The sequence below is a fragment of the Stenotrophomonas sp. 22385 genome (assembly GCF_052045085.1).
Lineage (GTDB): Bacteria > Pseudomonadota > Gammaproteobacteria > Xanthomonadales > Xanthomonadaceae > Stenotrophomonas.
In genome coordinates this window covers 807,921-830,498 of the sequence record NZ_JBQEOG010000001.1, presented here as the reverse complement: position 1 = coordinate 830,498, position 22,578 = coordinate 807,921, and the positions used below count along the sequence as shown (strand labels likewise).

The 22,578-nt window shown below is 67.6% G+C and carries 19 protein-coding genes; 2 read left to right on the top strand and 17 right to left on the bottom strand.

The genetic code is table 11. From position 1 onward, the window contains the following. Position 1: 1 nt before the first annotated feature. The 7 genes from ACTJI4_RS03565 to ACTJI4_RS03535 form a co-directional block, all read right to left on the bottom strand. Positions 2-1,033, bottom strand: coding sequence for an AAA family ATPase (locus ACTJI4_RS03565; RefSeq protein WP_440868520.1), 1,032 nt, complete (start codon positions 1,031-1,033; stop codon positions 2-4). A 92-nt stretch (positions 1,034-1,125) separates the two neighbouring features. Then, entirely contained in the window at positions 1,126-1,395 is a 270-nt protein-coding gene (locus ACTJI4_RS03560) for a YkgJ family cysteine cluster protein (RefSeq protein WP_440868519.1), read from the bottom strand. Positions 1,396-1,519: 124 nt separating this feature from the next. Further along, positions 1,520-3,502: a type IV pilus secretin PilQ gene (locus ACTJI4_RS03555; RefSeq protein WP_392917842.1), complete on the bottom strand. Its 1,983-nt coding sequence runs from the start codon at positions 3,500-3,502 to the stop codon at positions 1,520-1,522. Positions 3,503-3,522: 20 nt separating this feature from the next. Then, on the bottom strand, positions 3,523-4,017 hold the full coding sequence (locus tag ACTJI4_RS03550; protein WP_392918869.1) for a pilus assembly protein PilP: 495 nt from the start codon (positions 4,015-4,017) through the stop codon (positions 3,523-3,525). 35 nt (positions 4,018-4,052) lie between these two features. Continuing rightward, positions 4,053-4,727, bottom strand: a complete 675-nt coding sequence (locus ACTJI4_RS03545) for a type 4a pilus biogenesis protein PilO (RefSeq protein ID WP_392917845.1) — start codon at positions 4,725-4,727, stop codon at positions 4,053-4,055. After that, a complete protein-coding gene (locus tag ACTJI4_RS03540; RefSeq protein ID WP_392917848.1) occupies positions 4,724-5,539 on the bottom strand; it encodes a PilN domain-containing protein in 816 nt (271 codons plus the stop codon). Before ACTJI4_RS03540 ends, ACTJI4_RS03545 begins: the two co-directional genes overlap by 4 nt. Further along, a complete protein-coding gene (locus ACTJI4_RS03535; RefSeq protein WP_038686523.1) occupies positions 5,539-6,597 on the bottom strand; it encodes a pilus assembly protein PilM in 1,059 nt (352 codons plus the stop codon). The genes ACTJI4_RS03540 and ACTJI4_RS03535 overlap by 1 nt, the downstream gene beginning before the upstream one ends. 225 nt (positions 6,598-6,822) lie before the next feature. Here ACTJI4_RS03535 and ACTJI4_RS03530 point away from each other — a divergent pair, with 225 nt between their 5' ends. Together ACTJI4_RS03530 and ACTJI4_RS03525 are read left to right on the top strand one after the other, a co-directional pair. Further along, a complete protein-coding gene (locus ACTJI4_RS03530) occupies positions 6,823-9,243 on the top strand; it encodes a penicillin-binding protein 1A (protein ID WP_440868518.1) in 2,421 nt (806 codons plus the stop codon). A 91-nt stretch (positions 9,244-9,334) separates the two neighbouring features. Continuing rightward, positions 9,335-9,955 (top strand): hypothetical protein, encoded by a 621-nt coding sequence (locus ACTJI4_RS03525; RefSeq protein WP_392917854.1) that lies wholly within the window; start codon positions 9,335-9,337, stop codon positions 9,953-9,955. 21 nt (positions 9,956-9,976) lie between these two features. On the opposite strand, the gene ACTJI4_RS03520 is transcribed toward ACTJI4_RS03525, so the two are convergent. The 10 genes from ACTJI4_RS03520 to ACTJI4_RS03475 form a co-directional block, all read right to left on the bottom strand. Next, a complete protein-coding gene (locus tag ACTJI4_RS03520) occupies positions 9,977-11,593 on the bottom strand; it encodes a YadA-like family protein (protein ID WP_440868517.1) in 1,617 nt (538 codons plus the stop codon). Positions 11,594-11,606: 13 nt separating this feature from the next. After that, positions 11,607-12,305: a pilus assembly protein gene (locus ACTJI4_RS03515; RefSeq protein WP_440868516.1), complete on the bottom strand. Its 699-nt coding sequence runs from the start codon at positions 12,303-12,305 to the stop codon at positions 11,607-11,609. A gap of 17 nt (positions 12,306-12,322) precedes the next feature. After that, positions 12,323-13,462 (bottom strand): CfaE/CblD family pilus tip adhesin, encoded by a 1,140-nt coding sequence (locus ACTJI4_RS03510; protein WP_440868515.1) that lies wholly within the window; start codon positions 13,460-13,462, stop codon positions 12,323-12,325. Beyond that, positions 13,447-16,074: a CS1-pili formation C-terminal domain-containing protein gene (locus ACTJI4_RS03505; protein WP_440868514.1), complete on the bottom strand. Its 2,628-nt coding sequence runs from the start codon at positions 16,072-16,074 to the stop codon at positions 13,447-13,449. The genes ACTJI4_RS03510 and ACTJI4_RS03505 overlap by 16 nt, the downstream gene beginning before the upstream one ends. Before the next feature lie 51 nt (positions 16,075-16,125). Beyond that, positions 16,126-16,638, bottom strand: coding sequence for a CS1 type fimbrial major subunit (locus ACTJI4_RS03500; protein WP_392917866.1), 513 nt, complete (start codon positions 16,636-16,638; stop codon positions 16,126-16,128). A gap of 396 nt (positions 16,639-17,034) precedes the next feature. Continuing rightward, positions 17,035-18,312, bottom strand: a complete 1,278-nt coding sequence (locus tag ACTJI4_RS03495) for a citrate synthase (RefSeq protein ID WP_392917869.1) — start codon at positions 18,310-18,312, stop codon at positions 17,035-17,037. 322 nt (positions 18,313-18,634) lie between these two features. Next, positions 18,635-18,901, bottom strand: a complete 267-nt coding sequence (locus ACTJI4_RS03490) for a type B 50S ribosomal protein L31 (protein ID WP_093533653.1) — start codon at positions 18,899-18,901, stop codon at positions 18,635-18,637. A 113-nt stretch (positions 18,902-19,014) separates the two neighbouring features. Beyond that, positions 19,015-19,953 (bottom strand): nucleoside hydrolase, encoded by a 939-nt coding sequence (locus tag ACTJI4_RS03485; RefSeq protein WP_440868513.1) that lies wholly within the window; start codon positions 19,951-19,953, stop codon positions 19,015-19,017. 90 nt (positions 19,954-20,043) lie between these two features. Further along, the gene (gene recG, locus ACTJI4_RS03480) at positions 20,044-22,155 is read right to left on the bottom strand and encodes an ATP-dependent DNA helicase RecG (protein ID WP_440868512.1); all 2,112 of its coding nucleotides are present in this window, start codon (positions 22,153-22,155) and stop codon (positions 20,044-20,046) included. 7 nt (positions 22,156-22,162) lie between these two features. Next, the gene (locus ACTJI4_RS03475) at positions 22,163-22,549 is read right to left on the bottom strand and encodes a RidA family protein (RefSeq protein WP_068853882.1); all 387 of its coding nucleotides are present in this window, start codon (positions 22,547-22,549) and stop codon (positions 22,163-22,165) included. Between the last annotated feature and the right edge of the window lie 29 nt (positions 22,550-22,578).

Genomic DNA, 22,578 nt, shown 5'->3' with positions numbered 1-22,578 from the left:
CTCAAGGCACCGGGATGCGGGCCAGCAGTTCGGCCACCAGCCGTTCGCCGTCCCAGCCTTCGGCCGTGGCTTCATAGCTCGGCAGCACGCGGTGGCGCAGCACGTCGGGGGCGACGCTGCGTACGTCCTCGGGGGTCACGAAGTCGCGCCCCGCCAGCCAGGCGCGTGCACGCGCGCAGCGCTCCAGCGCGATCGAGCCGCGCGGACTGGCGCCCCAGGCGATGCGCTTTGCCAGTGCCGGGTCATACCGACCCGGGTCGCGGGTGGCCAGCACCAGTTCAATGAGGTAACGCTCCAGCGCCGGTGCCATGTGCAGCGACAGCACCGCGCGGCGGGCGGCGAACACGTCGTCCAGCGGCATGCGCGCCGGCGGCGCCGGCGCAGTGCCGAGCGCATCACGCGCGCGCTCGCGCGCCAGGCGCAGGATCTCGGCTTCGGCGTTGGAATCGGGATAACCGATCCGCACGTGCATCAGGAACCGATCCAGTTGCGCTTCGGGCAACGGGAAGGTGCCCTCCTGCTCGATCGGATTCTGGGTGGCCATCACCAGGAACAGCGCCGGCAGCGCATAGGTATGCCGGCCCACGGTGACCTGGCGCTCGCCCATGGCCTCCAGCAGCGCCGACTGCACCTTGGCCGGTGCGCGGTTGATTTCGTCGGCCAGTAGGATGGGGTGGAAGATCGGTCCAGGCACGAATTCGAAGCGGCCTTCCTGCGGCCGCCAGATCTCGGTGCCGGTCAGGTCGGCGGGCAACAGGTCCGGGGTGAACTGCACCCGCGAGAAGTCAGCTTCCAGGCGGGCCGCCAGGGCGCGGATGGCGGTGGTCTTGGCCAGCCCGGGTGCGCCTTCGACCAGCAGGTGGCCATCGGCCAGCAGTGCGGTCAGCAGGCGCTCGACCAGCGCGTCCTGGCCGACGATCTCGGCCGCGAGCGAGTCGCGCAGCGCACGGAAGCCGGCATGCAGGCGGTCGTGTTCGGGGGTGTCGACGAAAGGCGCGGGGTCGATTGCGGGCATGGGGGGTGGCAGGTTCATGGCGTCCATCTGACCCACGCAACAGGCGTAAGGTTCCGCGCACATGATGGCAGGGCTGGCCGCGCAGCGGGATCAAGATTGCCTGAACGCGGCTACGCCCGACCCGCGCCGTCGTAGATGGCGCTGCAGTAAGGCCCGGCCATTTCGAAGCGCCTGCAGACCTGCGGGCGTTCGGCATAGATGCCGCAGGACATGGTTTCCCGGTCGAGCGCCACGCACCAGCCGTCCGCGCTCTTGGCCATGGCCAGCACGCCGTCGGCAATCTCGGTGGTCAGGTTCGATGGGATGCGTTCGGACGACGCCAGCACGGCAGTAAGCCGGCAGCATTGCGCGGTGCAACCGGAGCAGTGTGCCTGGGCCATGGAGCAGGATAGCGCGGCGCCCTTGCCCTGCCCTGAACCGTTTCCGATGGACGGACCAAAAAAAAATCCGGCGCCCCTGCGGGCACCGGATTCTTGCTTGCCAACCGTCTGCTGGATCTGCGACTCAGTTGGTTTTGGCCACGCGCAGCACCTTCGGGGTGACGAAGACCAGCAGTTCGGCCTTGTCCTTGTTGCGGCTGCGCTTCTTGAACAGGTTGCCCAGGAAGGGAACGTCGCCCAGGAACGGCACCTTGTTGACGCTGTTGCGGTCGGTGAACTCGTACACGCCGCCGATCACCACGGTCTGGCCATCATCCACCAGCACCGCGGTGTTGACTTCGCGGCGGTTGATCGAGGGAACCTGGCCGTAGCCTTCCAGCACGATGTAGCTTTCGACTTCATCCTTCTTGACCGCCATGTTCAGGAACACGCGGTTGTCGTTGGTGATGGTCGGGGTGACCTTCAGCTCGAGCAGCACTTCCTTGAACTGCACGTTGGGCGTGGCCGCCTGGCCGGCAGAGCCGCCAGTGATGGTCACATAGCCGATTTCCTTACCCTGCTTGATCACCGCTTCGCGCTGGTTGGTGGTGACCACACGCGGGTTGGAGATCACTTCACCGCGCGATTCCTGCTGCATGGCCGACAGTTCCACGTCCAGCAGGTAGCCGGCGTTGAGGATCGACAGGGCCAGTGAACCCGGGTTGCTGGCCGCCGCCACCGGCAGGTTCCAGTTCAGGCCACCGGCATTGATGGTGCGCGGGGGACGCACCGGGATCGGACCGGTACCGCCGCCGGCAGCCCACTCATTGAGCGCTTCCTGGTACTCGGTCGCGTTCTCGGCGTCACTGGTGATGTTGTCGTGGTTGCTGCTGGTGTTGCCACTGAAATAGACGTTGTCGCGGCTGCCGGTGATGCCGAACTTGGCACCCAGTTCACGCGCGAAGGTGTCGGTGGCAATGACGATGCGGCTTTCGATCAGCACCTGGTCGACCGGGCGGTCGATCACGTTGATCAGCTCGCGCATGCGCGCGACCTTCTTCGGGATGTCGCTGATCATCAGCGTGTTGGTGCGCTCGTCAGCCACCAGGCGGCCACGCGAGGAGAGGAAGCCGCTGTCTTCCTGCGAGCTGCTGCTGCCGGCACCACCGCCACCACCACCACCACTGCCGCCGCCGATGCCCTTGGCCTCGGTCAGCGCTTTGAAGATCTGCGCTGCGTTGTGGTAGTTGATCTGCACGTAATCGGTGATCAGGTCCTGGCGGTTCTCGATCGCGATGCGGGCGTCTTCCTTCTCCTGCTCGAACTTGGCCAGCTCCGGCTGCGGGGCGACCCACACAACGCCACCGTCACGACGCTTGTCCAGGCCCTTGGCCCGCAGCACGATGTCCAGCGCCTGGTCCCAAGGCACGTTGACCAGGCGCAGGGTGACGTTGCCTTCGACGGTGTCAGAGGCCACGATGTTCAGGTTGGACTCTTCGGCGATCAACTGCAGCACGGTGCGCACCGGCACGTCCTGGAAGTTGAAGGTCACCGGCTTGCCGCTGTATCCGCGCTGGGCCACTGCAGTGGCCGCCTGGGTCACCGTGGTGGCGTTGATCGCGCCGGTAGCCGGGGCGCTCTTGCGGGCGCTGATCTCGACCACGTATTCGTTGCCGGTCTGGTAGGCCAGCGACTCGAACGGCGTGTTGGTATCCAGCACAAGCTGGGTGCCGCCGCCGTAGGGCTTGGGATCGATGCGCTGTACCGGCGTGGCGAAGTCGACCACGTTGATCGACTTCTGCAGGTTGTCCGGCAGGGTCGCGTTGCCAACGTCGATCACGACGCTGTTGCCCTGGCTGCGCAGGTCCGGGTTGGCGCCCTTCCCATCGAACTGCAGGATCAGCCGGCCGCTGCCGTCTTCACCGCGCTTGAAGTCGATCTTGGACACCGCCAGCGAAGCCGGTGCGACGGCCGGCGCGGCGCCGGCCCCCTGGGTCGTGGCTGCAGCTGCCGGCGTCGCCGCCATCAGGGTGCCATTGGCCACCATGAGCGCGACTCCCAGCGCGCACAGGTGGATCAGCTTCGGGCGCCGGTCGGGACGCTGCAGCATGGCGTTGGAAAAGGTCATCGTGCTATCCCCATAATCATTCATTGATCTTCAAGCGCAAGCGATGCAGGCCGTTCCAGCCAGCCGCCCGCGCCATCCGGCACCAGTTCAATCAGTTCGATCCGGTCTTCGAAGACCCCGGTCACCCGGCCGTCGCTCTGCCCCATGTAGACGGCCGGACGCACCCGGTAGGTGACCTTGTCCGGCGCCATCACCAGCGCGACCAGTGCGCTCCCCTTGCCGATCGAACCGACCATGTCCAGAGAGTCCAGCGGGAAGGCTTCCAGCGGCTCCTTGCGGCGGTTCGGATCCGGACGCAGGCCCGAGCCCCCCTGGGCCGTCGTCCAGGCATCGGTGAACGGATCACGCATGCCCTGCGCGGAATACTCGAAGGTCTCGAACTGCTGCATGACAGGCAGTGGTTCGAGCGGCGGTGCCGGGCGTGCACGCACGTCGGCAACCCACTTTTCCAGGTTGGGCGCGTCACCGGGCGTGCTGGAGATGCTGCGTGCGCAGCCCGCCAACAGGACCAGCATCAGCAGGCCACATACCCGTGCGGTGCTGGCCAGGTTCATGGCGTGCCTCCGTTCGGGCCTGCTGCCTGTGCGGCCGCTTTCTCCTGCGCTTCCATTTCCACGTCGTCCAGGTAACGGTAGGTCTTGACCGTGCCCGACAGCTCCAGCGCGCCGCTGCGCGCGGTAATGCCGGTCTTGGGGTCCTTGGGCTTGAGGTTGATGTCGTGCATGGTCAGGATGACCACGCGCGGCAGCGAGGCCACGCCGCTGACGAAGGCACCGAACTGGTGGTAGCTGCCCACCATGCGCAGGGCGATCGGCTTTTCGGCGTAGAACTCCTTGGGCACTTCCTCACCGGGCTGGAACAGCTCGTTGACCAGGCCGCTGGACAACGCGGTCTGCGAGATGTCGATGATCAGGTCCGGCATCTCGGTCTTGCTGGGAAGCTGGCGCAGCATCTGCTGCAGCACCTGCTCCATCTGCGCCAGCTGCTGCTTGAGCGGCTCCAGGTTGACCGCGCGGCCCTGCTCTTTCTCGAAATCGGCGCGCAGCGAGACCTCGGTGCGTTCCAGCGAGTCGAGCTCTTCACGCTTGCCGCTGATCAGCACGAACCAGGCCAGCACCACGATCAACAGCGACAGCAGCGCACAGAAAACGATCTTCGCCTGCTGCGGCCAATTGCCGATGTTGTTGAAGTCCAGGTCCTTCAGGTTGACTTTCTTCTGGCTCATGCGGCCCCCTTCTGCGGCGTGCTGGACGCCGCCGGTTGCGCGGCCGGGGCGGGAACGATGCGACTGCCCGGAGGCGCCGGCTCGGCGGCCGGGGTCGGCGTAGTGGCCGGGGCAGCACTTCCGGCCGGGGCCGGGGCCAGCGGGGCCACGGCGGGGGCGGCCGGCGCGGCATTCGGGTCGGTGCCCGGTGCCACCACGGTCCCATCCGGCGCGATACCGTCAACCGCTTCGCTTTGTGCCGGCAGCGTCACCTTGACCACGAACACGTACGGCAGCGCGGAGATGTCGGAGACGGGACCGACCGGCTTGTCCTTCTCTTCTTCCGGCTTGCGCGCTTCGATCACCGACAGTTCCGGCTTCGTCATCCAGCCCGAACTTTCCAGGTTGCGCATGTAGGCGCTGACCCGGGCATTGGACTGGGTACGGCCTTCCAGGGTGAGGATGTCGCCTTCCTGCTTCAGCGCGGTCAACACCAGCCCATCGGGAATGGTCCGGACCAGCGCGTCGAACAGGTGCACCATCTGCGAGCGCTTGGCCTGCAGCTGTTCGATCACCTTCTTGCGCGCCAGCAGGCGGTCCTTCTGGCGATCAAGGCGGTCGATTTCCTTGTTCTGCTCCTTGACCCGCGCGATTTCGGCTGTCAGGAACGCATTGCGGTCGCCCTGGCCACTGATCTGGCGGTCGTAGTAGAACCAGATCAGCGCCGAAAGCACCACGCCCGCAATGGCGGCAAAGCCCAGCATGGTCATGAACTCGCGCTGGCGTTGCTTGCGCCGCTCGGCGCGCCAGGGCAATAGATTGATTCTTGCCATCAGTCGAAGCTCCTCAGCGCCAGACCGGTGGCAATCATCAGCGCCGGTGCGTCCTGGGCCAGGGCATGCGCCTGCACCTTCGGACCCAGCGTCATCTGCGCCAGCGGATTGGCCACCACGGTGGCCACGCCCAGCTGTTCCTCCACCATCTCCGGAAGACCGGCCAGCGCCGCGCAACCACCGGCCAGCACGATGTGGTCGACCCGGTTGAACTCACTGCCTGCATAGAAGAACTGCAGCAGCCGGCTGATCTGCTGGACCGTGGCTTCCTTGAACGGCTCGAGCACTTCCATCTCGTAGCTTTCCGGCAACCCACCCTGGCGCTTGGCCAGGCCCGCTTCCTCGTAGGTCAGCCCGTAGCGGCGCATGACCTCGTCGGTCAGCTGCTTGCCACCAAACACCTGTTCGCGGCTGTACAGGCTGCGCCCGCCGCGAAGTACGTTCAGGGTGGTCATGGTGGCGCCGATGTCGACCAGCGCGACCACGCCATCGCTGGCGATCGGCAGTTCACTGGCTACCAGCGCGAAGGCGTTTTCGACCGCGAAGGCCTCAACATCCATCACCCGCGCAGTCAGGCCACCGAGCTCCAGCGCCGATTGGCGCAGCTCGACGTTCTCCGACCGCGACGCCGCCAACAGCACCTGGACCATTTCCGGGTTGTTGGGAATCGCGCCGAGCACCTCGAAATCGAGGTTCACTTCCTCGATCGGGTACGGGATGTAATTGACCGCTTCGAGCTCGACCTGGGCTTCCATGTCGTTCTCGTCCAGGTCAGCGGGCATCGGGATGAGCTTGGTGATGACCGCCGAGCCGGCCACGGCCGCGGCAGCATGCCGGGCCTTGGTGCCTGAACGGTTCACCGCGCGGCGGATGGCCTCACCCACGGCCTCCACTTCCACGATGTTCTTTTCCACCACCGCATTAGGCGGTAGTGGTTCCACGGCGTAATGTTCCACGCGGAAACGATTGCCACTGCGGGAAAGCTGCAAGAGCTTTACTGCAGTCGAGCTGATGTCGACGCCAATAAGCGGCGACTGGCTTTTTGGGATAAGCCCCACGGTTTCTCCCCTGCCGACGGGCACTTGGACGCAAAACTTGCGCCCGCGCATTAATAACGTTTTTTTTGCAATTCGCAACCATCAACGTGCAAAACGTGTACTTACGACACGTTTCACCCGTCCCCTGACGGTGACCGAAATGCTCTCCCCGGGAACAACCCCAGCCGTTCCCTTGCGTAATCTATACTCTGCGGCCACGAAATTCGCAATCGGAATCTGACACTGATGACTCGCCTTCGCCGCTGGCTGCGCTGGTTGCTGGTCGCCTTCCTGGTCCTGGCACTGATCGGCGCCGCGGTCGCCGGGGGCCTGTACTACGCCATTTCCTCGCGTCTTCCGGACGTCCAGACCCTGCGCGACATCGAGATGCAGGAGCCCATGTACGTCTATGCGGCCGATGGCAAGCTCATGGCCGTGTTCGGCGAGTCCCGGCGCACCCCGATCACCATGAAGGAGGTGCCCGAGCGCCTCAAGCAGGCCTTCCTGGCCACCGAGGACGCCCGCTTCTACGAACACGGGGGCGTGGACTACAAGGGCATCGGCCGCGCCGTCTGGCTGCTGGCCACCACCAACGACAAGCGGGTTCCGGGTGGGTCGACCATCACCCAGCAGGTGGCCCGCCAGTTCTTCCTCAGCTCCGAGTACAGCTACACCCGCAAGCTGGCCGAGATCCTGCTGGCGCGCAAGATCGAGCAGGAACTGAGCAAGGACGAGATCTTCGAGCTGTACCTCAACAAGAGCTTCTTCGGTAACCGCGCCTACGGCGTGGCCGCAGCCGCCGAGTTCTACTACGGCAAGAAGCTGGGCGAGCTGAGCCTGGACGAGATGGCCTCGCTGGCCGGCATCCCCAAGTTCCCCTCCAGCGGCAACCCGATCAGCAATCCCGAGCGTGCCCGCGAGCGCCGCGACTACTACGTGCTGCAGCGGATGGCCAACCTGGGCTTCATCAGCCAGGCCGAGGCCGACGCGGCCAAAGCCGTGCCGATGCACGCCAGCGCGCATGAGCCGCCGGTGCAGGTCGAGGCCCCCTACGTGGCCGAACTGGTCCGCCAGGAGATGATCGCCCGCTTCGGTGGGGATGTGCTCAACAAGGGCTACCACGTCACCACTACCATCAACGCCGACATGCAGACCGCCGCCAATCTGGCCGTGCGCGATGGCCTGCTGGAGTACGACCACCGCCATGGCTGGCACGGTGTGGAGCAGCAGGTGGCGCTGGGCGCGGGCGACGATGCCACCACCATGGCCGCGCACCTGCGCGGCATCAGCGCCCAGTCCGGGCTGCTGCCGGCCATCGTGGCCGGCACCGGCGCCGATGGCAGCGCCACGGTGGTGCTGGCCAACCGTACTGAGCTGGTGCTGCCGGCGTCGGCGGCCAGGTGGACCAACAAGACCCCGGCCAAGCTGGTGCAGCGCGGCGATATCGTGCGCGTGCGCGCCGGCGCCAAGGAAGGCGAATGGCTGCTGGACCAGATCCCGCGCGGCCAGTCCGCGCTGGTATCACTGGATGCTGAAACCGGCGCGCTGAAGGCATTGGTGGGCGGCTTCAGCTTCTCCGGCAACAAGTTCAACCGCGCCACCCAGGCGCGCCGCCAGCCGGGCTCCAGCTTCAAGCCTTTCATCTATGCGGCGGCGTTTGACAAGGGCTTCAACCCGGCCTCGATCGTGCTGGATGCGCCGGTGGTGTTCCGCGACCGCCGCGGCAAGACCTGGCAGCCGCAGAACGACGGCGGCGGCTTCCGTGGCCCGATGCGCCTGCGCGAAGCGCTGGTGCAGTCACGCAACCTGGTGTCAGTGCGCCTGCTCGATGGCATGGGCGTGGAGTACGCGCGCAAGTACATCAGCGAATTCGGCTTCGCCGAAGCCGAGCTGCCCCCGAACCTGTCGATGTCGCTGGGCACCGCCTCACTGACCCCGCTGTCGGTGGCGCGCGGCTATGCGGTGTTCGCCAACGGCGGCTCGCGCGTGGACACCTGGCTGATTGACCAGGTCAGCGACCGCGATGGCAATCTGGTGTTCAAGGAGAACCCGGCCCGCGCCTGCCGCGAATGCGTAGGCACCAGTGGCGGCGCGCCGGTAAGCCAGGTGGTGGACGGCTTCAACTTCGGTGCCGCCACCGCACCGGCGCCGGCCGGCCCGGCCAAGCCCCAGCAGGCCGCGGAGCCGGCCGTGCCGGTGGACCCGAACGCGCGCACCGCACCGCGTGCGATCGATGCGCGCACCGCCTACCAGCTGGTCTCGATGATGCGTGACGTGGTCCAGCGCGGCACCGGCACCGCAGCCAAGGTGCTCGGCCGCGAAGACGTGGGCGGCAAGACCGGCTCCACCAACGACCACCGCGATGCCTGGTTCTCCGGCTTCGGCGGACCCTACGCGACCACCGTGTGGGTGGGTCGCGACGACTTCCGTTCGCTGGGGTACCGCGAGTACGGCGGCCGTGCCGCGCTGCCGATCTGGATCGACTACATGCGGGTGGCGCTGAAGGACACGCCGATCGCGCAGAACGAACCGCCGACCGGCATGGTCCAGGCCACGCTCAACGGCGCCACCGAATGGGTCAAGGTGGAGGACATGGAAAAACTGGCCGAGTACGATTTCAACACCCAGACACCGCAGGCCGACGACGCGGCGTTCGATATTTTCTGATGGGACCGGGGTGCCGGCCGGCGGCCGCCACCACATCGATGTCACACGGTCGGTGTACATTCTGTGCCAGGTCGCAAGAGGGGAGTCGCTCATGCATCGGGCACGACAGCACTCGCAGAGCCAGACCCGCGAACGCCGCCACCGGCTTGCCCATGAGGCGGCCCGGTTGATGGCCGAAAGTGGTCTCCGCGATTACCACCAGGCCAAGCTGAAAGCCGCCGGACGGCTGGGCATCCACGACGATGCTTCGCTGCCGCGCAATACCGAGATCGAAGAGGCACTGCGCGAGTACCAGCGCCTGTTTGCCGGTGCCGGGCATGACGCGCAGTTGCGCCACCGGCGCGAGGCAGCGCTGCGCGCGCTGGAGTTTCTGCATGGATTCGCCCCACGTCTGTGCGGGCCGGTCCTGGATGGCACCGCCGATGCCAACAGCCCCGTGCAGCTCCAGCTGCACAGCGACGACGCCGATGCGGTGCAGCGCTTCCTGGAGGAACACCGCATCCCCGCCGACTCCCGCACGCGTCGCCTGCGTCTGGACCGCGAACGCACGCTGGATGTTCCGGTATGGCTGTTCAGCGCCGAAGGGCTCACCTTCGACGTGGCCGTCCTGCCCTACGATGGGTTGCGTCAGCCGCCCCTGTCGAGCATCGATGAAAAGCCGATGCGGCGTGCATCGGCTGCGCAGCTGCGGTTGTTGTTGGCGGAGGGGTGAGTACCGACCAACGGTCGGTACCTACCAGCCTATGCCTACCCCCACCGCGACGGTGCTCTCACCGCCCTGGCTGAAGGCGCCGTTGAGGCTGAAGGTGGTGGCGGCGCGCCGCTCCAGCACGCGCTGGTAGCCTACCGCCAGCGCAGATTCGCCATCGGCATGGCCAATGCCCGCCCCGAGCCGGTTCCAGGTGGGCAGTCCTGCGGTGTTCATGGCCATGGCGGCCTGCGCACTGCCCATCGCCGCCATCCGGTTCATGCGGCGGTCCAGCCGCGAGAAGCGGCGGTCAACAGACGCCATTGCCTGGTCGGTGTAGCCGTTGGCGCGCTGTACGGCCTCATCCACCGCGCGGGTATCAACGGCGGGCGGCGCTGCGTCGGCCTTGGGAGCACGGGCAACGGCAGGCGCGGCTGCCTTGGCGGGGGCGGTATCCGCAGCCTCCGGCTCGTCCGCAGGTCCTGCGTCTCCCGCGACCTGCTGCGCCTGCAGCGCGCCCATCTGCCCACCCAGGCTGTCCAGCGCGTCGTGAGCGGCGCCCACCGCATCATCGAGTGCGTCCACGGCCTCGGCCACGCTGCCGTGCCACCGCCCCCGCACCGTGAACCCAACGCCGCGCACGCCGCCTTGGCCGTCCACGCCGGTGCCCAGCAACCCCGCCAAGGCGGACAGCTGCCGCATCGACACCACGTCATCATCGGCGATGCCCGGCATCACGTTGGTGATCCGCCGGCGCATGCCCTGCCCGCCCACCGACACCTCGAAGGGGTGCTGGACGATCGATCCGAAACCCAGTGCCACGCTGTCGTGCGCGCCCTCCCAAACCTGGGCCGAGGCGCCCAGGGCCATGCCGTTTTCGGCCAGCACGCGCGAACGCGAACCCAGCGCGAAGCCATCGTGTGCGCCGTCCAGGACGATCGCCGCGCGACCCAGCGCCACCGAATTCCGGCCCAGCGTGGTGGTGAAGCTGCCCAGGGCGGTCGAGCCCGCGCCCTGCGCGCGTGCATCGCTGCCCATCGCGGTACCGAGGTGGCCCGCCTGGGCCGGAAGGCTCTGCGCATCCGCCCCGACCTTGGCGTACAACTGGGTGTACTCCAGCGCCGCCACGCGCTGGCTGGCGGCAAACAGCTGCGCGCCGGTGATGGCCTGGTGGCTGTCGGCGCTGATCTCGCCCGCGCCCAGCGCGACCAGGCGCGCACCGCGCAGGTGCACGGTGGCATCCTTGTCGAAGCGCACTACGTCGCCGAGGTCGGCGCTGACGCCGCGCACGTTGTCGTGCAGCGAATCGATGTCGCCGCGGTTGCGGGCGATCTGTCCGCCATGGGTGTCGATCTGCCGGAGCGCGTCCGCCCAGCCCGGTGGCGGCGCCGGGTCCGGGATCTGCACCGGCGACGGCGCCGGACAGTGGATCATGCGTTCGCGCACGCCGTCGCGGTCGAACACACCGGCCACGCCCATGCCCACACCCAGCCCGCCAAGGAACGACAACACGGGTGCCACGGTTGACGGGGCGCTCTGCTGCGCAGCGGACGGCGCCACCGCCTCGGGCGACGGCTCCGGCAACGTTGCGGCTGCAAGTCCCGGTGCCATCAGCAGAAGCGTGATGGACGCGGAGGCAGGTGCACGGCGGGGACGGAACATGGTGGTTCTCCTTTCAGGGCAGCAGGATCTGCTGGTGTTCGCGGTAGCCGTCACGACTGAGCCGGTAATCCACGCGCAGCCGCGCGCCGGGCACCGGCTCGAATGGCAACGCCAGCGCAGCGCCGGGGTAGACACTGCGTTCGATGTCATGGGTGGTGCAGGCCGCCGCAACGCAGTACTCGACCCGGCGGATGCCCAGGCGGAGCGTGCCGCGGTTGTGCAGCCGCCCTCCGGCCACCTGCATCGCGACCCGTCCGTCGGCCGGCAATACGTTGACCAGCACGCCCCACACCAGGCTGACGCCAAGGGTGGCAGCGGGCGTCTGCAAGGGATCGGACCGGGCATCCGGGTCGTCCGCGCGCACCCCTTCGAAGTACACCCGGAACGCGGTCTCCTCCTGCACGGGCGCCAGGGCGATCACGCGCACCAACCGGCTGCCGCCGCCGGCAAGCGCGAACATGCCCGGTGTCACGGCGATCGCCGCGGCGTCACCGGGCGGCTCATCCATCTCCTGCTCGTCCTCGGTGGCGGGCGCGACCACGCGCTTGACCGTGGCCCTGACGTACTGGGTGCGCGGCGACTGCGCCTGCACGCGGATCCTGGTGGTGCCGCCGGTGTCGACGTGGACGCGCATGGGGTGCACGTCCAGGTTGGCCGACACCGGCAGGGCAGGAAGCAGCAACAGCAACGGGAAAAGGCGATGCAGGCGCATGTAGGTCTCGATCGGAGTCAGGGGCGGCGGGTGGGAAGGTGCATCTCCAGGGTGAGATCACCCTGGTAGCGTCCGTCGCGCTTTTCGGCGGCCGACACCCGGGGCGTGATGAAGGTGAGTGGGGTCGGCACACAGTGCACGGCCTGGTCCATGCCAGGCAGCAGGACCGGCCGCAGCCCGGCGCTGTCGATGCCGGTCAGCACCGTGTGCGCATCGCGGCGCAGCTCGATCGTGCCACCCGCGTGCACCAGCTGCAGGCGGTAATCGACGCGGTCGTGCGGCGCGCGGCCGCCCGCGTGGTGCCAGACCGAAAAGGCATCGGACGACCGCCCGGGCACGTCCGGACCGCGGTCGCGTGCGACCAGCACCAGTTGGCTGCTGTGGGAGCCAAGGCCGTCGTACAGGCACATGTCCAGCACCGCCTGGCCGCCGATGCTGGCCGGTGGCGGCACGGCCTGCAGCTGCAACTGCAGGTCCATCAGCCCGACCGGGCCGTCCTGTTCCGGCAGATGGATGGCCGCGCGGTCCGGATCGGTGACGGTGACCTCAAGCACGAACACGTGCCTGCCCAGGACGGCCGCGCCCACGCCGCCGCGCACGTCCAGGTGCAGCTCGGCACGCCAGCGCCCGGCCACCAGCGCGCCGATGTCCGTCGCCCCCACCTGCAGCGTCACCGCCGTGCCGGCCGGGGCGACGTGGCACTCCCGGGTCGCCGAGGTCCACAGCGGGTATTGCGATTTGTCCCAGTAATCGTCGCTGCAGCTGCGCTCCCACTCGACCCGCTCCAGCCATCCGCTCACGCCTACCTCGCGACGCTGGCCGCTGCGTGGTTCGTGGAACTCCAGCAGGATCGGCTGGCGCCCGATCGGGCCTTCCCCGGTGTCGCTGCGCGGGCAGCGCCCGCGTGCCGGCACATCGGTGCAGGTGACATGCAGGCGACCATGGCCATGCTCCACCTCGTCGAACCCCAGCACGGTGCGCGGTGCCCACAACTGCAGCGGCTGCGGCGCGGCACGGTCGAAGGTGTGGCTCAGTGTGGTCACGGTGGTGCCAGCGGCGGGCGTGGTGAGCGGCGGGCGCTGCGCCGCTGCAGGCTGCGCGACCCACAGTGCCGGTATCAGCAGGACGCTGCAGGCGCGCATCAGGGTCCGCCCCATGGCACCCCCTGCGCCATCGGCGCCGTGTCGTCCAGCAGTTGTCGTACCCGCGGCTGGCGGGCGATGCTGCTGGGCAACGCGCCGCGCGCCATAGGCGCGCAGGCCACCCGCCCCACCAGCAGCACCACGCTGCGCTGCTCACGCACCTGCAATGGACAGTGCAGCAGGCGGCCGGCCTGCAACAGGTACAGGGCGGGTTCGCGCTGCGCGAATTCGGTGATGAACCCGCCGTCGGCTCCCAGCCGGGGAACCGCGGCATTGAGGATGCGCGCGCCGGCCAGGGCAGTACCGGCGTCGTCCACGGCGTTGCCGATGTAGGTGAAGGTGGCTTCCACCCCTACCGGCAACGTGATCACCCTGCCAGGCAACAGGAAGGGCTGCTGCGCAGGCCCGGGATGGGCCACACGCACGCTTGCCTCGTGGGCCTGCGCTGACACGTCCTGCACCTCCACCCGATGGCGCTGGTACCCGCTCAGCGGCAACAGCCGGCGCTGTCCAACGCGCAGCACCTGGCGACGGCTGGCCCCGGCCTGCACCTCGGCGGCCGCGCCCTCGAACCCGCTGGCATCGGCGTACTCGACGCTGACGGCCACGCCCGCATCGGCCCCCGGCGCCCCGCCCCAGAACACGCCGCGCGGCGATACTGCCAGCGCCGATCCATGACTGAGGCTGTAGCCGGTGTCGCGGGCATGCGCCTGCCGGTGGTGCGACAGCACGGCACTGGTCTGGCCAAGCGGCGCGTAGGTGCGCAGTGCCAGCAGCGCATCGACGGCATCGGCGTCCTGCACGCTGATTTCGGTGGCCATCTCGCGCGCGCCGGCATCCTGTTCCTTGCGCCAGGAGTGCGCCAGCAGCATGCGCTGTCCGGCATCACCGGACTGCGTGCGCCGTGCTTCCGCGCCGATGCGGCGCAGTGTGCTGGCGCCTGCCGCACGCTGCAGCTGCGAAAAGGTGACGGAGAACTGCAGCCCCTGGTCGGACACGCTCCCGGTCTGCCGCCATGCACCCAGGCGGGTACCGATGCTCACGCTGCGCCACTGCCGCGTAAGGCCATAGCTGGCCTGCAGGCTGCGGGCGCTGCCGTCCGGGCCGCGGCCGGGTGCCAGCGCGCGGCGGCGGGTGTGCCCCAGATGGAGACTGCCGCCGGTCAGCGGGATGGTCAGCGATGCCCCCAGGGCGTCGGCGCAGTCCGATGCACTGTTGGCGGATCGGGGGTGGGCGCGGCAGCGGGCGCCGCCCAGGCGCTGCCGGTACAGGTTCCAGGAAACGGTATTGCGCACGCTGAGCTGTTGCTGGCTGCCACGCCGGCCGTCGCTGCCGATGATCGCGCCCATTTCGGCGTACAGGTCATGCCCGCCGAGGCGGTGGCGGAGGCCGGTACGCAATTCGGCATGGCTGGCATGGCCAAGGCGTGACACGCCCAGGCTCATGCCGAATTGGTCGGCCAGCGGCAGGCGCAGGCCGGCCTGCAGCACGCTGTCGCCGGAGGCCGGGCGGAGGTCGCGCGCGCGGCTGCGCCCGCCCTGCACGAACCACTGCAGGCCCGGTTCACCCCATTCCCGGGTGCGGGAGAACGGCAGTGTCTCGCTGCGCAGCAGGCGCCCGTCTTCGTGGATGCGCAGGGTCACGTCGTAGCTGCCGGGCGGAAACTGGCGGGTATCCAGGTCGGTGACGCCGGCGGGCAGGTAGAAGGTCTGCAGCAATCGCTCGCCGTCGTAGGCATCCACGCGCGCCTGTCGCGCCAGCAATACGGTCAGGGGCGCGGCGCCGACGTCGGCGCTGGCATCCCTGTAGGCCTGGGTGGTACCGGCGCGGACGCCATCGAAGCGATCCAGCGGCAACAGGCCGAAGCCGAATTGCCCTCCCTGAGTGCTGGCAAGGTTGCGCCGGTCCATCCTTCCGGCCTGCAGGTAGTGGCGCCGGGCCAGGTCATGCCGGTAGTACAGATCGTCGAACTGGAAGCGCGTACGCGCGCGCTGGCCGGGCCAGGCGTGGCGTGCGTAGTTCCAGTTGCCGCCGACATGCCCGCTGCGCAGCACGCCCAGCGTGGCACTGCCGTGCGCGTTGAGGGCGTACTGGCCGCCATTGCCGCTGAGCGCGAGCGTCTGCTGGTGCAGCAATGCGTTTTCGGCCTTCTCGCTGGGCTCGTGCAGCCCGGCGCTGCCGGGCAACGCGCGCGGCAGCCAGCGTAATGCGGGAAACAGCAACAACGCACTGTCGCCTTCGTCAAAGATGGCATGCACGTGGGAAGGATCCTCGGGCGGGGGGCGCCAGCCGCAGCCTGGCTGCGGCTGGCCGTGGACGCAGGCCATGTGGCTGTTGCGCGGCAGCGGCAGCGACAGCGCGGGCAGCAGCGCCTGCTGCGCGGGCGCGGCCACACCCAGCGCGGCCAACACCTGCGCGGGTTGTTCCAGCTGCACGTGGTCCAGCGTCACCCAGGCCGGCCAGAGGCCGGCAGAACGCCCGAACGCGCGTACTTCCACGCGCTCGCGCTGGCCACTGACAAGATCTTCGAATCCTGCCGGCACCGGGCCCGCCTGGACGGCCACGCAGGCCAGCACCAGGGCGAGCGCCACCGCCAGCCGGACCACGGCGGGAGCAGGAATGCGCATGGCAGGACTGCAGGCATGCCGGCCCCGCAGGACCGGCTCCCGCGCAGGGGCTTAAAGGCTGCTGGCCTTCTGCACCAGCACCAGGCTGACCGGACCGTCGTAAAGGCCGGCGGCGGCAATGGGGCCCGGCGTGGACTGGGCAACGGTCAGCGGCATTTCGATGGAAGCACCGGGGATGGCACCGTAGAACAGCTGTTGCGCGGTGAACGCAACCGGCGCCAGGCCCAGCTCGCGTCCATTGAGAGTGACCGAGAGAGGTATGTCGACCGCGCCGGCGGCGGTGACCTTGGGCATCAACACGGCCGGTTCGGCCAGGCGAACGTCGACGTCCAGGCTGGTGTCATTCGAGAACACGCGCACGCGTTCGCTCCAGCTGCTCAGTCCCTGCCCGGCGCGGTAGGGCATTTCCACCTCGGCGGGAAGCGCGCTGCCATCGGCCCGGAGCAGCGACAGGGTCGGGTCGACGTTCGCCCAGACGGTGATGTGCGCTTCAACGGCGTGGGCAGACAGTGCGGCGGTAAAGATCGCCAGGCCCAACGCGGCCTGCTTCAGGGTGCGGTACATGTGGTTCTCTCCCATGATTGAAAAACGCCTCGGTCGAGGCGATCACCCACCCTGCGATGTGCAGTGCCGGCGACACGATCACGTTAGTTCTGTGCGCGATGTCGCCCCACGCAACCATTCTTAAACCCATTGCGCACGCGCATGTTCTGCGACAGCGCACGCGAACCGGACGCAACGCAAGCATTCCGACGCGCGCGCATGCGCATGTTGCGGGTTGCTGGCTTTATGCTCGCCGCGGCACGGCGTGGTGTTGGCATTGGCTGAAAGCGAAAGGCTTAAAGCCAGAGCCAGAGCCGTCGTTTGCAGGATGCTGCTTGAAGGCTCTTGCATGAAGGCTTTTGAAACAAAAAAAACGCCCCCTTGCGGAGGCGTCTTTTCATGTACCACGGCAGCTGATCAGCCCTGGTAGTCACGCACGTCGTGGCCGGTGTAGACCTGACGCGGGCGGCCGATCTTCATTTCCGGATCGACCTGCTGTTCGAGCCAGTGCGCGACCCAGCCGGAGGTGCGGCCCAGGGCGAACATGACGGTGAACATCTCGGTCGGGATCTGCAGCGCCTTGTAGATGATGCCGCTGTAGAAATCGACGTTCGGGTACAGCTTGCGGGCAACGAAGTAGTCATCCTGCAACGCAGCCTGTTCCAGCTTCACGGCCACGTCCAGAAGCGGGTCCTGCACGCCCAGCTGCTGCAGCACCTTGCTGGTCATCTCGCCGATGACCTTGGCGCGCGGGTCGAAGTTCTTGTACACGCGGTGGCCGAAGCCCATCAGGCGGAAGCCCGAGGTCTTGTCCTTGGCCTTGAGCACGGCCGATTCAACGTTGTCGGCCGAACCGATTTCTTCCAGCATCTTCAGCACGGCCTCGTTGGCGCCGCCGTGGGCCGGACCCCACAGCGCGGTGACGCCAGCGGCAACCGATGCATACGGGTTGGCACCGGTCGAACCGACCAGGCGCACGGTCGAGGTAGAGGCGTTCTGCTCGTGGTCGGCATGCAGGATGAAGAGCAGGTCCAGCGCCTTGACCACATCCGGGTTCAGCTCGTACTGGCCATCGGCCGATTCGAAGGTCTGCTTCAGGAAGCGGCTGACGTAATCCAGCGAGGTGTCCGGCGTATTGGCCGGCAGGCCCTTGCCGTGGCGGTAGATCAGCGCCGACAGGGTCGGCACCTTGGCGATCAGGCGCACGGCCGACTGGCGGCGCTGTTCGGCGTCGGACAGGTCCAGCGAGGCGTGGTACTTCGCCGACAGCTGCGCGATGGCAGCGGCCAGGATGGCCATCGGGTGGGCATCCTTGTCGAAGCTGGCGATCAGGGCATTGATCGAGGCATCGACGTTGGCTTCGGCTGCCAGCTCATCGGTGAAGGCCTTCAGCTGCTCGGCGCTCGGACGCTCGCCATGGATCAGCAGGTAAGCCACTTCGACGTAGCTGGATTTTTCCGACAGCTGCTCGATCGGGTAGCCGCGGTACAGCAGCACGCCCTTGTCACCGTCGATGAAGGTGATGGCGGACTTGCAGCTGGCGGTGGCGGTAAAGCCGGAGTCGTAGGTGAAGAGACCGGTTTCCTTGGTCAGCTTCGAAATATCGACGCAATCGTTGCCGAGCGTGGGTTTGATGACAGGCAGAACAACCGGCTTGTCGCCGGCGTTGAGCGTGACCTGATCAAGATCGGACACTGTGTGCGCTCCTCAGGGGAAGGCGCCCACCCAAGCGCGTGGGGCGGGCACGTGAATGAAGTCCACAACCTGTGCTGTGGATCACGTCATTATCGCACAGCAACATTTGCCACGCCCTAGGACGGAAGTCGTAGACGAAGCGGGCCGTGGCCCTGTCCGCGCAAGCCTGGCAGCGCTGCGACCATGGCCGGGGTGGACACTGCGTTCCGTCGAGCCACGCAATTTCTGAACCGCCGTTCATCCGCCAGCAGGGTTTATCGCGCGCACAAAAAAACAACGGCCGCCAGGGCGACCGTTGTTTTTGGACAGCAGCGTCGAGCGCTTATTCGGCAGCAGCAGCCGCGGCCGGCTTGCCGAAACGCTTCTGGAACTTGTCGATACGGCCGCTGGTGTCGATCACCTTGTGCTTGCCCGTATAGAACGGGTGCGAAGCAGAGGAGATTTCGATCTTGACGAGCGGGTACTCGTTGCCGTCTTCCCACTTCACGGTTTCTTTCGTCGCCATGGTGGAACGGGTCAGGATCTTGAAATCGGAGGTGACGTCCTGGAAAACGACGTCACGGTAGTTCGGATGGATATCGTCCTTCATGGGGCACACACCGTAAATAAGGTCAGGGAAACGCAAGAGCGGCATTATAGCCGAGGCCTTCCCCTAGGGCAAGCCAAGGCCATGTTCCGCGTGAAGAGACCGCCGCTGCGGCCTCAGGCAACGCCGAGCGCACGCCGGACCTGGGCTTCAAAGCGCCCTTGGTCGTAGGCCATCAGCAGCTGGGAATTGTCCGGCTGCCCGGTCTGGCGGTTCCAGTCGACAATGGTAGCACCCCGGGTGTGGGTGCCGGTCAGTTCGACGTTCAGCGGACGCGATTCAACCCGCAGCGCGCCTTCGGGCTGCAGCGCCCAGGCCATCGCCAGGGCATCGGCAGCAAACCAGCGCTCCCCGCGGCTGTCTTCGGACCACAGGCGGGTCTGCCGCGAAATCAGCTCGTAGAATCGCGCCTTGTCGCTGTCGAAGGCCAGCCACTGCTCGACATCCTTGTGCAGCAGGCCGTGGGCGACGGTGGCTTCCCAGTCGGCCACTTCGATGTGCGGGAAGCCGGTGAACACCACGTGCGCCGCTTCCGGATCGAAGGCGATGTTGAACTCGGCAGCCGGGGTGATGTTGCCGTGGCAGGTCACCGCCCCGCCCATGACCAGGAAGCGCTTTACGCGCTGGGGCAGGGTCGGGTCCAGCTTCAGTGCCAGGGCCAGGTTGGTCAGCGGACCCAGGGCGACCAGGAACAGCTCACCGGCGTACTGGTGGGACAGGCGCAGGATGGCCAGCGCGGCGTGTTCGGCTTCGGCCTGGCGCCTGGCGGCCGGCAGGTTGACGTCGCCGAAGCCATCGGCGCCGTGCACGTGAGCAGCATCCACCGAGGGGTGCAGCAGCGGATCGGCGGTTCCGGCGAACACCGGAACGTCCTCCCGCCCGGCCACTTCGCACAGTTTCAGGGCATTGCGGACCGTGTGGTCCAGGCCGACATTGCCGGCGGCAATGGTGAGGCCGACCACGTCGTGGCGTTCGTCGGCAAAGGCCATCAACAGGGCCAGGGCGTCATCGACACCCGGATCGGTGTCGATCAACAGCGGAATCTTCTTGGTCATGCGTGCCGTCTTCATCTAGCGGCAACGGAATGTCTCACCCGGAGGTTACAAATACAAGGCCGGTACCGATGCGGTAACGACCATTGGTCGTTACGCGCCGGCGTATCGCACCGCCGATCCAATCCACCGCTCGACGACGCGGTCCGCCACCGCCGGGGCCTCGGCCAGCAGACGGTCTGCGAGCGCATGCACGTCCGGCAGCAGGTCCGCGTCGCGGGCCAGGTCGGCCATCCGGAAGCCGGCCAGGCCGGTCTGGCGGGTGCCCAGCAGCTCGCCGGGGCCGCGCAGCTCGAGGTCCTTCTCGGCGATCACGAAGCCATCGTTGGTCTGCCGCATGGTTTCCAGGCGTTCGCGCGCCATCGCCGACAGCCGCGCCTGGTAGAGCAGCACGCAGCGCGATACAGCCGAACCACGCCCGACCCGGCCGCGCAGCTGGTGCAGCTGGGCCAGGCCGAGCCGCTCGGCGTTCTCGATCACCATCAGTGAGGCATTGGGCACGTCCACACCCACTTCGATCACGGTGGTGGCCACAAGCAGATCGATCTGTCCGGCCTTGAAAGCGACCATGGTGGCCAGCTTCTCGCTCGCCTTCAGTCGGCCGTGTACCAGCCCCACCCGCACGCCCGGCAACAACGCCTGCAGCGATTCGAAGGTGGCCTGTGCCGGGGTGGCATCCAGCTCGTCGTTCTCTTCGATCAGGGTGCACACCCAGTAGACCTGGCGGCCCTCGCGGCAGGCCAGGGCGATGCGCTCGATCAGTTCCGGGCGGCGATCATTGTTCAGTGCCACGGTCTGCACGGGTGTGCGCCCGGGCGGCAGTTCGTCGATCGCCGACACGTCCAGGTCGGCATACTCGGACATCGCCAGCGTGCGCGGAATCGGCGTGGCGGTCATCACCAGCTGGTGCGGTACGCTGCGCCCGCCCGGTCCTTTGTCGCGCAGGGCCAACCGCTGGTGCACGCCGAAGCGGTGCTGTTCATCGACGATGGCCAGCGCCAGATCATTGAACACCACCGCCTCCTGCATCAGCGCATGGGTACCCACGACTACCTGGGCCTGCCCATTGGCCACCTGCTCCATCACCTTTGCACGCGCCCTGCCGGTAACCTTGCCCGCCAACCAGGCCACCTGCACGCCGAGCGGTTCCAGCCAGCCGCGCAGATTGGTGAGGTGCTGTTCGGCCAGCAGTTCGGTCGGGGCAGCCAGCGCCACCTGCTTGCCCTGCTCCACCGCCAGCATGGCCGCCAGTGCGGCCACCACGGTCTTGCCCGAGCCGACGTCGCCCTGCACCAGCCGCAGCATCGGGCGCGGCTGGGCCAGGTCCTCGCGGATCTGGGTGAACACCCGTTTCTGTGCGCCGGTCAAGGCGAACGGCAGCTGTTTCAGCAGGGCCTTGGCGAGTTTTCCGGGACCGGCGAGCGGCGGTGCGTGGTGTGCCTGCAGGGCAATTCGCTGGCGGCGCAGGCTCAGGTGGTGGGCCAGCAGTTCTTCCAGTGCCAGCCGGCGCTGCGCGGGATGGGTGCCTGCGGCCAGTGCGGCCAGATTGGCGTCCGGTGGCGGGCGGTGCACGGTCAGCAGCGCACTGCGCAACGAGGGCAGCGCCAGCCCATCGAGCCAGCCCGACGGCAGCAGTTCCAGGGCGGATTCTTCCGGCAGACGGTCCAGCGCCTGGCCGATCAAGCGGCGCAGCGTGGCCGGGCCGATGCCTTCCACAGCGGGATACACCGGATCCAGGCTGTCGCCCAGCGCAGGGTCATCGGTACGGCCGAGCACCTGGTAACTGGGGTGGACCATTTCCAGCCCCAACTGACCCGGCTTGGGCGTGCCGAAGCAGCGAAGACGGGTGCCCACTGCAAACTGGGCCACCTGCTGCTGGCGGAAGTGGAAGAAGCGCAGCACCAGGGTGCCCTGCCCTTCGTCCTCCACCGCCACTTTCAAGGTGGGGCGGAAGCGCATGCCGCGGTCGACCGCGATGACGCGGACGTCGACCTGTGCGGGCACGCCGTTGCGCAGGTCCTGGATGCGGGTCAGCGCGGTGCGGTCTTCATACCGCAGCGGCAGGTGCAGCCACAGGTCCTGCAGCGAGGCCAGGCCGCGGGCTGCCAGTTTGGCGGCCACGGCCGGCCCCACGCCAGCGAGCACGCCCAGCGAAGCTTCGCCGGACGGCGCCAGCGCCGGAGTGACCGCCGGTCTGCGTGCCACGTGACGGTCAGTCGATGACCATCACCGCATCAACCTCGAAGTTGGCGCCCTTGGGCAGGCCGGACACTTCGATGGTGGAGCGGGCCGGGAACGGCGCCTGGAAGTAGTCCTGCATGACCGCGTTGACCTTGGCGAATTCGGCCAGGTCGGTCAGGTACAGGCCCAGGCGGACCACCTTGTCCAGCGAGCCGCCGGCCGCTTCGGCCACGGCCTTGAGGTTGTCGAAGGCGCGTCGCGCCTGGGCTTCGACATCACCGGCGCCGACGATGTCGCCAGTGGCCGGATCCAGCGGAATCTGGCCCGAGAAGTACACGGTGTTGCCGGCACGCACGGCCTGCGAATACGGACCGATCGCGGCCGGTGCGTTTTCGGTGTTGATGATCTGGCGGGACATGGAGTGCCTCGTTATGTCGAACAATGGTG